Source organism: Aurantimonas sp. NFXS3 (assembly GCF_049132005.1).
Lineage (GTDB): Bacteria > Pseudomonadota > Alphaproteobacteria > Rhizobiales > Rhizobiaceae > Aurantimonas > Aurantimonas coralicida.
Genome location: NZ_JAGDDZ010000014.1, coordinates 1 through 11,135 on the forward strand (window position 1 = coordinate 1; position 11,135 = coordinate 11,135).

7 protein-coding genes and 3 pseudogenes are annotated in these 11,135 nt (G+C 58.7%); 2 read left to right on the top strand and 8 right to left on the bottom strand.

Going from position 1 to position 11,135, the window contains the following annotated elements; translation table 11 throughout:
- Nucleotides 1-632: hypothetical protein (locus tag J3367_RS20775; protein ID WP_421462530.1), on the bottom strand; the 632-nt coding region annotated here is incomplete at its 3' end.
- Nucleotides 633-948: 316 nt separating this feature from the next.
- Here J3367_RS20775 and J3367_RS20780 point away from each other — a divergent pair.
- Nucleotides 949-1,528: pseudogene (locus J3367_RS20780) on the top strand (transposase); the annotation flags it as partial.
- Nucleotides 1,529-1,736: 208 nt separating this feature from the next.
- On the opposite strand, the pseudogene J3367_RS20785 reads toward J3367_RS20780, so the two are convergent.
- A pseudogene (locus J3367_RS20785) lies at nt 1,737-3,179 on the bottom strand (transposase); the annotation flags it as partial.
- A 268-nt stretch (nt 3,180-3,447) separates the two neighbouring features.
- Between J3367_RS20785 and J3367_RS20790 the strand changes: the two are divergent.
- Nucleotides 3,448-3,654 (top strand): hypothetical protein, encoded by a 207-nt coding sequence (locus J3367_RS20790; protein WP_421462531.1) that lies wholly within the window; start codon nt 3,448-3,450, stop codon nt 3,652-3,654.
- Nucleotides 3,655-3,919: 265 nt separating this feature from the next.
- Here the strand turns inward: J3367_RS20790 and J3367_RS20795 are convergent, their stop codons facing one another.
- From J3367_RS20795 to J3367_RS20820, 6 genes and pseudogenes are all read right to left on the bottom strand, one after another.
- Complete coding sequence (locus tag J3367_RS20795) at nt 3,920-4,546, bottom strand: hypothetical protein (protein WP_421462532.1); 627 nt, start codon at nt 4,544-4,546, stop codon at nt 3,920-3,922.
- Between the two features lie 102 nt (nt 4,547-4,648).
- Nucleotides 4,649-4,858: pseudogene (locus tag J3367_RS20800) on the bottom strand (helix-turn-helix domain-containing protein); the annotation flags it as partial.
- Between the two features lie 236 nt (nt 4,859-5,094).
- Complete coding sequence (locus tag J3367_RS20805; RefSeq protein ID WP_421462534.1) at nt 5,095-5,760, bottom strand: LuxR C-terminal-related transcriptional regulator; 666 nt, start codon at nt 5,758-5,760, stop codon at nt 5,095-5,097.
- A gap of 466 nt (nt 5,761-6,226) precedes the next feature.
- Complete coding sequence (locus tag J3367_RS20810) at nt 6,227-7,249, bottom strand: M23 family metallopeptidase (RefSeq protein ID WP_421462535.1); 1,023 nt, start codon at nt 7,247-7,249, stop codon at nt 6,227-6,229.
- A gap of 26 nt (nt 7,250-7,275) precedes the next feature.
- Complete coding sequence (locus J3367_RS20815) at nt 7,276-8,598, bottom strand: HlyD family type I secretion periplasmic adaptor subunit (RefSeq protein ID WP_421462536.1); 1,323 nt, start codon at nt 8,596-8,598, stop codon at nt 7,276-7,278.
- A 48-nt stretch (nt 8,599-8,646) separates the two neighbouring features.
- Nucleotides 8,647-11,135, bottom strand: a 2,489-nt coding sequence (locus J3367_RS20820) for a cadherin-like domain-containing protein (protein ID WP_421462537.1), incomplete at its 5' end; no start/stop codon positions are given.

Consider the following 11,135-nt stretch of genomic DNA (forward strand, 5'->3'; position numbering starts at 1 on the left):
TTGAATGGCGCGGAAATGCCTTCGTCCGGTGCAACGTTCGGCAGGAAGATCGATCCGTTCTGGACTTCGATCCCCTTACCCTCGATGAGGGTGTCGAAAATAATCTGGGCTGCGCCTCTTGCTTCGGAGGTAGAGGCCGGGTCGCCGAGAACGAGCTGCAAATCGGCATAACCGGCCTGGACTTCTGAAAGATCGGCAAGTACATCCTCCGACTCGGCAATATAAAGTGCGGCAATGATTACCGCCGGATTGTTAAAGCTCATATCCGCAATTAGATTGGAGATCAGGCGCGGATCGGAGTCCACCACGTTGCCGGTGTGACCACCATTGGTGCCGCCGGGCTGACCCACGACTTCGTAGTCGGTGTTTTCAACTCCAGCGAACGAACCTTCAGTGGGATCGTCGTTGATGAAGCTGCCGTCAAGATAGCGGGGCATCACCGTGTCGGCAGCGCCCCACTCCTCACGGCCTTCCGTAAGGTTGTTGTAACGTCCGCTGACGGTACGCAGCCCCCAAGGCACATGCGGGTCGGGAATAAGGTCAATGAGATCGGCGCCAGCCGAATGCGCTTCCGCAATTTTGATCTGGTCAAGAACGAAGCGCAGATCATGCTCATTCAGTTTGACGGCCATCACCCTGACTCCCTTGATGCGGGTCACAAATAAAGAACCCGAATTCATTCAGTCCGGCTTATTAAAAGGCTCTGCCAATTGCCGGTTTCTTGGGGGACCGCGGGAGATAGCGTATCTCGGCGTGACCCGAGTGCTGATGATGAACGCATATCCAACAGAATTATCAGGGAAGAAAGTCCGGTTACTTTCCCTTACCTTGGTCGCCAAATTTGGTCCGACCAAAGGCGGAAACCAATCCCACTTTAGTCCGTGACCTGCCACTGAGTTTTTCCTTCCACTTCGAGATAGAGTCCGGCCTCGATGGAAGGACGGGCAGATGAGGCGGAGGCGGTTTACGGAAGAACGGATCATCACGTGCTCTGGGAGCAGGAGGCGGGCGCGAGGGCTGGCGATCTGGCCTGCCGGCACGGGGTCAGCGAGGCGACGCTGTATAACTGGAAGGCGAAGTATGGCGGAATGGACGTGTCCGACGCCAAGCGCCTGAAGGGCTTTGAAGATGAGAACGCGAAGCTGAAGAAGCTAATCGCAGACCAGATGCTGGATGCCTCGGCACTCCGCGAGCTTCTGTAAAAAATTGTAGGGGCCGCCGCCAAGCGCTAAGCCGTTGCGCATTTGCAGTCCGTGATGGGGCTTTCAAAGCGTGGAGCCTGTTGCTTCGTCGGTGCCGATCGCAAGATGATCCGCTACCAGTCGTGCCGTCCGCTGGAGACCGAACTGCGTGGTCGGCTACGTGACCTTGCCAATGAGCGCCGGCGTTTCGGCTATCAACGTCTGTTCGCCGTGCTGCGCGGGAGGGTGAGTATTCGGGGATCAACCGCATCTATCGGCTCTACCGGCAGGAAGGGCTGACGGTGCACAAGCGCCGGCCCCGGCGACGCGCGGTGGGGACGCGTGCGGCGCGACAATCAGGGTGAGAACACGTATTGCTGCATCCAAGGATATTCCTGAGGGATCAAGCCGTTGCCTCAGCCATTTGTTTCTGGAGGTTTTCGCCCCGTGGATGTCAGGTTCGGTTGTTTCCCGATGCCCCCTGTCGCGCGAAGCCTTCATATCGCGCAGCGCGTCAGGGGGCATCGGCGGGTGCGCATCCGCCTTGGCGCCGAACACCAATAATCTGGCCATGTCTCCTCTCAAAATTTCCACTCGGCGCTGCACCGTGCGGATCAACCTGTCTGGATAAGCATTCGGATGAGTGGTCTGAAGCCTCCCTAGGAGCTCGCGCCCAGTCTGTGACGGGTCTTTGTGGAACCACTCTTTGAGATCTTCGGTGACCTTGGCCAGCGGATCGGGGCGGCGGCGCCCGCGGGGTACGGACAGTTTTTTCCGCAACGTGGGCCTGATCTCACCCTCCATCCAGGCATGGCGCAGACCGCTCAGGAAAGCTTCGACGTCCTCCTTGGCGCCATCGCCATCGGCGAATGGCGTCACATCGGCCACCGCCGTCAGCCGCGCCTGTGCCCGTGCCTGGCGGATCTCGTGGAGCAGGATGACCGGGTCGAGCTGCACAAACTGCGCCGCAAGCGCGTCCTATAAGGCCGGCGTGACGGTGGGATGAGCCTGTACGCGCTGGAACGGCGTCAGAGGCGGGTGATATCGCTTCGTCACACGGGCCCCGTCGCGGGTCCTCTCCATCAGCTTGAACGAGGGCTGGAAGAAGTTCACGTAGAGCCGCATGCTGCGATAGAGCCGCGCCAGTTCGGTGGCTGGGGCGATGCCGGTGTATCTGCGGTAACCCACCATCCGGCGCACTACCGCCCCGTTCTTTTGTTCAACATGGGCCTGATCATTCTTGCGATAGGGCTGCGAGCGGGGGAAGTCGACCTGCGCTGCCTCTCACACCAGCCTTGATTGTCTCGTTCATGAAGACGCTGTCATTGTCCGTATCGAAGCCAAGCAAGGGAAACGGCAGCACCGAGCGCAGGGCAGTCATCACTTGGCTCAGCAGGCGCCGCTCGCGAAACAGCAGGGGCGCACATTCCGTCCAACCGGTCGCCACATCGGTGAGGGTCAACGTCTGCACGAAGCTGCCGCTCGCCGACGGGACGCTGTGCGTCACAAAATCCGCGTCCATGTATCCGGGCACGGGATCGTTACAATCCGCGTGAGTGCAGATCGGCACGCTGCGCCGCACAGCCGAGGAATGGGCATTGCGCCAACGCCGACCGCCCGAAGCGCCCGCCCGCACTGGCGCCAGCGCCCGGTCGATCGTGGCCGCACTAATCGCCAGCAGCCGAACGCGCACCTTCTTGTCCAGCACAAGATGGCCATGTCGTTCCATCGCCCGGATCAGCAGCAAGATCAGAGGCTTATTCTGCTTCCCAGAGCACGATCAGCGCCTCTCACACCGCTTCGTCATAAATTCGGCGTCTAGGCCGGGGTCGCGACGTGTCCACGGCGGAGAAGCCGTTCCGCATGCTTGCGATGATACCCGGAAATCTTCGCGAACTCCGTCAGTATCCGGCCCTCTTCAGTTCGCTTTGCGGCCCGGTATCGCACTGCGACAGCCTCCACGAGTTCGTCCCTCGTTCCCATGCTGATCCGCCTCATGCCTGCCCCGGACAAAAATGCTTCGGGAACATTTCTAATGATGCAATGGCACTACCTTCAGGAACAGCTCAGTCGCGGCAATGCGAGAGTGCGGCAGACCCAATTATGGAGACCGAACGGGCAGAGTGACTATTGCGATGCGGCAGACATGCGGTGACCACAATCGCTGAACACCCTGTCCGCCGTATTAAATACGATAGCGTTTCCCTTTTTTATCCTCCGAATTGTATCGCGTTCGCTCGAGCAAAGCCAGAACCGGGAGTTCGACATGGAAGCGAAACAGCACCACATCCAGCAATGGCCGGTGGAAAGTGAACACGACGCAGCGCAAGCTGTGTGTCATAATCCGCAATGGACGGCATTCCGGAATGCATTGGATGCCGGGTTCTCTGCGACCGAAGCAAAATATATGCTAGATCTAAGTGATGATCAGGTAAGGAATTACTTCCGATGCATACGCGAACCGGCCCGTTAGGTAAATTCTCATCTCGGGGAAGTAAATAACCTTGATTGTATGGTTGCGCCGAATTCACAAATTCGAAGCTGGACGCGGTAACAGCAAGCAGTGTTTTTACGGGTTTTGTCAAGCAGCGACAAGGCCTCGACAGCCCGCTGCAGAGTTACACGCACGACCTCGCGCAGCATTCTCCCGCTTATCCCAAGCAGACGAACGGCAGCCCGCTCAAATAACCGAACTGGCAATCTTAATACTGTTGGCGAACCCGTGCAGCGCGCCCAAGCTATTCCGTCGCGAAGCAATACAGCAGCCCGTCACCGCCGGTACCCTGCAACGCTTCTAGGCTGCAACCCCGTGATGGATGCGAAGAGTTCCATGATTTTGCTTCGGCCGAGTCGTTAAGTCCCATTCTGTCATGGTGACCGACCATGGCGCTGCCCTCACCGCCTGAGGTCCAGTTCTCGCAGGTCGCATCGTGAGCCGTACCATCCGGCAGGGATCCTGTGAGAATATCGTGACGATTTGGCTCGTCACCTCTACCATTGACCAATTCGCCGATCTCATTGAGCGCTGTCGCCTTGTTTAAAGCGTTCTGATCGCTATGCAACTGATCGACACTCTCCGCGATTGTTTCGCCCTTCGCATTGACCCAAGGTCCGGCGCCAATGCGGTCACGCGCATCGGTATCACTCGTGCTCAAATATGCTACCCAAGTCTTGCCGGTGGCTCCGGCTGCTTCGGCGAGCGTTGTGCAGTGGGCATCCGCCCCTTCTAATCCTCCCAGCTTACCGCCATCGCCAGTTCCCTGACTGGTAACGAAGAAGCTCATCGGATTTTCCTGAGCACGAACCAAAAGCACTCCGCCACATAAAAGCAGAGACGCCCCGAGCAGAACGGGGAGGCGTTTCATCGTTTCCTCCATTAACTAAGTCGTGGGCCATGACTTTACCCTACGAAATTCCGAGGGGCGATCAAGTTGTCGTATGCATTCGGTCGACTCGCCAGCGCCCCCGATGCGCTCGAACGTCGACGGCGGGGTCGCCTGCGGATGGCTCTCTGTGAATCGGCGGCATATCCGTCAGGCCATCAAGCCTTGCGTCTGAAAGAGCCGTTTCCATTCGTAGAAGTTGGTGCGGTCGAGATCACGTTACCCGCACGCCTCGGCGACGTTGCCCAATTCCTTGGCCAGGTCCAGGACACTCAGACAATGATGCGCAACCTTCCTGGCCGCATCACGTCTCTGTGGATTTCTTCGGTGATGACTGCTGCATGGGTCGTTCTTCCTTACCGATAATAGCATGGAAAGAAGACTAAGAGGACATATCAACCGGTCGACGGTCCTTCTCCGCACTTAATTCCGGCAGATCCCTCCGAGAAAGCCTCTTTGCTATCATAGTCATTTCTATTATCTAAAGCGAAACATCGCCTATCACAGCCCTAACTCGAACTCGATGCGCGCTAATTGAAGTGCTTCCCATTGAATCCCTCGCGATGAGAAAATCCGTGAGCAGCAACAACAACCTCCAGTCGATTGCTTACCTCTAGCTTCTGCATTATTATAGTCATATAATGTTTTACTGTCTTTTCGCTAATATTCAGCGCAGCTGCAATATTTTTATTGGTGCACCCCTTCATCAATAGGGCTACGATTTGCTCTTCCCTAATGCTCAAGACAGGCATCTCGCACGGCTTTCGCTGAACGGGATGATGAAGTGCTCTGATAACCTTGGTAGCCAATCGGGGGGTGACGTAGTTATTACCGCTCATGACGCATGATATCGCGTTTACCAATTCGTCCAAAGTGCTCTCTTTTAGCGCGTAACCATCGGCACCAGCCTCCAATGCTTCAATAGCACAGTCCACGCTTTCGGATGCGGTGAATACGAGAATACGCGCAAGCGGTGACATCTTCCGAAAACTTACAATTGCCTCGATTACCCTCCCGGGCACTTGCGTGTCCAAAAGGATCACGTCTGGCACCGCCGACTTTCCAATATCTATAATATCGGAAGCACAGGCGCCAGCGCCTACTACCGAGTAATCAGCGCGCTCAGAAAAAATTTTAATTAATCCGTCCCGAAAAATAGGATGCCCATCGATGAATGCAATCTTAGTAGGAACCATCCCCCCACCTCCTTGACACTGAAATGCCGCAATTGATGATCGCATGCGCATTCCGAAGGGTAAAGGATTTATTGCGAGAATCTGGCAAAATAGATAATAAGGATTACAATGCAATATCGGCGTCGTGGCCGGCTTTACGTCCCCGGCCTGCTTTCTAATGGGCTAGGCCAAAACCGGGTGGATTTTAGAGATAGGTAACGGTCTAGCTAGGTTTGCTGTATCTGAACGCCATCGCACTTCAAGGTCAGATGCGGTTCGCTTTGGCTTGGGGCGGCTATTCCGGATGCCGACACGAGCCAAAAATGAGGGTTGCAGCAAACGCATCGTTGTATTGGTGCGCCTACAGTCTCGGTTCCACGTTGGGGCAGCCCCGGATCCGGCCGCTTTGGCGAGGATCATGACCGATGAGGCTACCAATCGCCCAGCCTTTCCGAAACACGCGACATAAGCAGCCAGAAAACTCGACCTACTTTTTGACGTGTACGGCCATTTGGGTCGTGACGTCTGGAACTCCGTCCCGAAGAAGATCAACCACTATGCGGTAGGTACCCGGCACGATCGTCCGGCGGCGACCGATATAGGCGAGGTAGTTTGCCATTCGCCTCGGCAGAGGCTCGGTGCTCTGATCGAGCATTGTCGTCCCGTCCGGCTGAACGATCTGGATGCGGAATTGATCCCCCTGTCGCACATTGATAGCCCAAACCCAAGCGAGCGTAGCTTCATCCCCGTTCTTCGCCACCCGCACCTCGCCTGCAGTCAAGCTAGGTAGTGTCGGCGGCACGCTGGACAAACCCGTAGCGAGAATGGCGAGAGCAGGTCGTTCCATTATCTGTCTGACTGGCTCGGCGAACAGCCCGGATGGGGTCGGTCCGCAGCCAAGCTCCTGCTGAAGGAAGCGCCCTGTCAATGGATCTATCGCAGCGCCGTGCCGTCGCATCGCAAAATGGACATGGGGAAACTGGGCCTGGCCTGACGAGCCAATGAGCCCAAGCTGCGTGCTTCGGGTGACGGACATGCCTGGTCGCACAATGATACTGCCCATCCTCAGGTGACAGTATTGCGATGTGAGACCGCTTCCATGTTCGATAACCACGCCGTTGCCGCACTCTGTGCCTTGGAACTGCGCTGCCCCAGCTCCGTCCGCCATAATGTGATCCAGCACACCGTCGCGAACCCTGAGAACTCGGCCATCTGCAACGGATATGACAGGTACCCCGCGGGCTACCTCCACCATCGAACGGACCCTAAAATCCCATCCGTCATGCCCGTTATAGGTTGCATCTCCGCAGAGCGGATCTTTGGCCAAGGGGCCAGGGTCAACGTCCGGCATCTGTTGGACAAAGCAATCTGTCCCGAGATTGCAGTCGACGGGCAGAGTCAACGTCGACAGGGTCGACTCGGCCTCAGCCGGGGTTGCAAGCAAGCTTATCGAGACGAGTACAACGATCATCGCTGCGGCGGCGCATCTTACAGATAGCGTGGAGCGCATGGGCCGATCGTACTCCGCGGTCCCAGTCACTCTTCTCGGAACGAGCGCATCATCTGGTCGCTAAATGGCTTGACCAGATAGGATAGTGCCGAGCGCTCGCCGGTTTTGAGGAACACCTCAACGGGCATACCTGGAACGAGGATCTGCTTGCCGAGGCCCCGATCCTCGTCGGTAATGGCGATAGTGGAAAGGTAATAGGTCTGTCCGCTGGCTGGATCGAGTGTCGCCGCGGCGCCTACGATGTCAACTCTGCCGTCGATCTCGGGCGTAGTGCGCTGGTTGAAGGCGGAGAAGCGCAGCTTTACGTCTTGGCCCACGCTAACTTGGTCAATGTCGATCGGCGACAGCCTGGCTTCCACGACGAGTTCCTCGCCTTCCGGCACGATCCCCATCACTGTCTCGCCTGGCGAGATGACGCCATCGACCGTGTGTACCTTCAGATCGTTGACGAACCCAGCAATTGGTGCGCGCAAATCCATTCGCGAGAGGCGATCACGGGCAGCCACGATCCGTTCAGACAATTCGGCCACGCGGGCGTCGACGTCTCTGAGTTCGCGCTGCGCGTCAGTTCGGGTCTGTTGATCCAATTCAATGATTTTCATTCGGGCTTCGCTGATTTGCCCTTTGACCCGTGCAATGTTCGCTTCGATCTCCCCCTTCAAACCGTCGATCTTTGCAAGATCACGTTCCATAGTGCGGGTCCGGGTACTCTCGACCAGCTTCCGCTTTACCAGTGGAGCCAGACGGGCCAGATCCTCAGCAATCATCTGGCGCTCCAAGGCGTTGGATTCCCGTTGCGATTCCAGCCCCCGGACTTGCTCGCCGTACTGCTCAATCTGGGACTGCAACTGATCGCGCTGGGCGTCGCGGGTAGCTCGGTTGTCACTGAACAACCGGCGCTCGCCCTCTGCGATTGCAGCTGTCACAGCGGCCGTTTCGAAGAGCTGGTCGAACAGGACATCATCAGCTCCGTCGCGTTCGGCGCGCAACCGTGCTTGCCGGCCGATCAGTTCCGACAACTGGGAGGAGATCACGCCGAGCTCTGCTTTGGTCTGGGTCTCATCGAGCCTGATCAGGACTTCGCCGGCTTCAACCACGTCGCCATTCGCCACGAGGATCGCCCCGACAATCCCGCCGTCGCGATGCTGAATCTGCTTGACCTGCTTCTTCACCGTCACCTTGCCTTGGGCAATAATCGCTCCGGAGAGGCTGGCTTGGGCTGCCCAGCCACCGCATCCCACGATCAGGGCAGTCGCCAGCAGGCCTGACGTGATAATCCGCGAGCGAATGCCGAAGCGCTGTCCGGCCTGCGTCGCCTCGCTTTCCTGGGCCTTTTGCGTGCCACTCATCTCATGCTCCTCCAAGGATTATTGCGTCGGCGATCGCGGCTGTCGGCTTCAACCGTCGTCGCGGCCAGCCAGAATAAAATCCTGTTCGGTCAGCAAATGCCGACCATGCAGGACGAGCTCGAATTCCATCTCGGAATCTTCGTCGAGATTCCCGCCCACAATGGTGATGTCCTGGTCGCCGGTCTCGTCGGAGATAAGCTGGTGACGATAGGTCACGGCGCCGATCTCCGCGGTCGTCGACGAAGCGGCGCCGGCAAAGAACAGCTTTTGCGCAGCGAAGTCGTCGAGGTCCCGACCGAGACGCGACAGGTCGATACGGTCGCCAACCGAGAAGTCCTGGATATGGTCGCGAGGCCCGCCCTCGTTGGTCAAGGCGTCAAGGGAGCGGAACACGAAGATGTCGTTACCCGCACCGCCGACCATGATGTTGACCTCATCGTCGGCAACGAGCCGATCATTTCCGCGACCGCCGCGGATGTTCTCGATCTCGAAAATGCGGGCTTCCGACGTCCCGTCGATGGTCACCCATCCATCAGGCAAGTCGATCGTCGCGTCGAAAACAATCTCGGACAGATCCAGCGTGTCGTTGCCGCTACCGCCATAGACGGTGTCAGTCTCGGCATCTGCCATGAGGGCGATGCAATCATCGCCCTCCCCGCCCTCCAGGGTATCAACGCCGGCACCATCGAACAGCATGTCGTTGCCAGCGGCGCCGATGATGTAATCGTCGCCGTCATCGCCGTGCAGAATGTCGTCACCCTCGCCACCGTCGATCGCGTCGGTCCCCGCGCCGCCGTAGACTTCGTCATCCCCGATACCGCCGAAGATCTGATCGTTGCCGGCGTCTCCATTCAGAACGTCGTCGCCCTCGCCACCGTCGATCGCGTCGGCCCCCGCGCCGCCGTGTACTTCATCATTGCCGATACCGCCGTAGATCTGGTCGTCGCCGCCGTTCCCATGCAGAACGTCGTCGCCTTCACCACCGTCGATCAAGTCGACCCCGGCGCCGCCGTGCGCTTCGTCGTCGCCGTCACCCCCATCGAGCGTGTCATTGCCTGCGGCGCCATGAAGGACGTCGTCGCCGTCGCCTCCATCAATCACGTCGTCGCCGGCACCGCCGTGCAGCACGTCATTGCCACTCGCGCCGAGAATTGTGTCATCGCCGTCATCGCCATGGAGGACGTCGTCGCCTTCGCCGCCGTCGAGCGCGTCATTGCCGCCACCACCATGCAACTCGTCATCGCCGGTGCCGCCGAAGAGCTGGTCACCACCATCATCGCCTTGAAGGACGTCGTCATCGGCACCGCCGAGAATGATATCGGCGCCCACACCACCGATGAGGACGTCGGCTCCAGCCCCGCCCTCGATATGATCGTCGCCGTCGCCCCCATGGATGACGTCAACGCCGTCTTCGCCAAAGAGCCGATCGTTTCCGACGCCGCCGTCGATGTAGTCGTTGCCGTCTCCCCCGTGGGCTTCGTCGTTGCCGTCGCCACCGAAGATGATGTCGTTGCCGGCATCGCCATAAAGAAGGTCGTCGCCCTGTTCGCCAAACAGCGTGTCATCGCCGTCGCCACCGAACAGAATGTCATTGCCGCGGCCGCCCCATAGAATGTCGTTGCCGGAGCCTCCGACCAGCCGGTCGTCGCCGTCGCCGCCATAAAGGATATCGTCGCTCTCGCGGCCGTAGATCATGTCGTTGCCGCCGCGGCCATCGATCAGGTCGGCATAGGGCGTGCCGATCAGCATATCGTCGCCATTGGTGCCGACGATCGCTTCGGTTTCCGGCAGACGGATTTCCAGATGCGCTGTCTGCATGACGACTTCGTCGCCGTCGCTGACCTGGTAACGGAAGACCACCGCTCCGGTCTCGTCGGTTGCAGGCGTGTAAAGCCAACGGTCAAGACCGATACGCTCCAGCCTGCCGCCATCCGCCTCCAGATAACGCACGATCAGCGTGTCGCCGTCGGGATCGCTCGCGCCGTGAAGCAGTTCACCCATGGTGATGATCACCGACAGGTTGAGCAGCCCGTTGTCGAGATAGACCGGGCCGGAGAGAACCGGACGACGGTTTGTCTTCGTCGGCGCCGGGTCATCGTCATCTTCGTCGCCGGGTGTCGTTTGATCCGGGTCCGGATCGAGAGCGCCGGGGTCTTCGTGATCGCCGGGGCCTGGTCCGTCGGGTTGACCGCTCGTGGGCGGTAGGCTGACGACGGGCTGGTTATCATTGGCTGTCGGCAGCGACGAATTTGTCCCCGTCGGATTGCCCGATCCCAACGGTCTGGAACCGATATTTGCGCCAGTCGTATCGGCGGGTGCCATCTTCGTCGCCCGTTCAAAGGCGGCCTGAGAGGGGCCATCCCCCGCTTGCGCGAACGCAAACTCCGACACGTCAAAGGCAGGCAGCGGTCTGCCCTTGGCTATGGCATCGAGGTAGTCCGAGATCCGGACAACCTTATCCAGAGCAGCCGCATCGGCTGCTTCGATGGGGGCAGCCGTCGTCGCCTGAACGTCCGGGGTCTGGTTCGGCTGCGGTG

Bases quoted from the DNA above. Each gene is read 5' to 3' on its own strand.
- J3367_RS20790 (WP_421462531.1), top strand. From the start codon at position 3,448: ATGGAAGCGAAACAGCACCACATCCAGCAATGGCCGGTGGAAAGTGAA.
- J3367_RS20795 (WP_421462532.1), bottom strand. From the start codon at position 4,546: ATGAAACGCCTCCCCGTTCTGCTCGGGGCGTCTCTGCTTTTATGTGGC.
- J3367_RS20805 (WP_421462534.1), bottom strand. From the start codon at position 5,760: ATGGTTCCTACTAAGATTGCATTCATCGATGGGCATCCTATTTTTCGG.
- J3367_RS20810 (WP_421462535.1), bottom strand. From the start codon at position 7,249: ATGCGCTCCACGCTATCTGTAAGATGCGCCGCCGCAGCGATGATCGTT.
- J3367_RS20815 (WP_421462536.1), bottom strand. From the start codon at position 8,598: ATGAGTGGCACGCAAAAGGCCCAGGAAAGCGAGGCGACGCAGGCCGGA.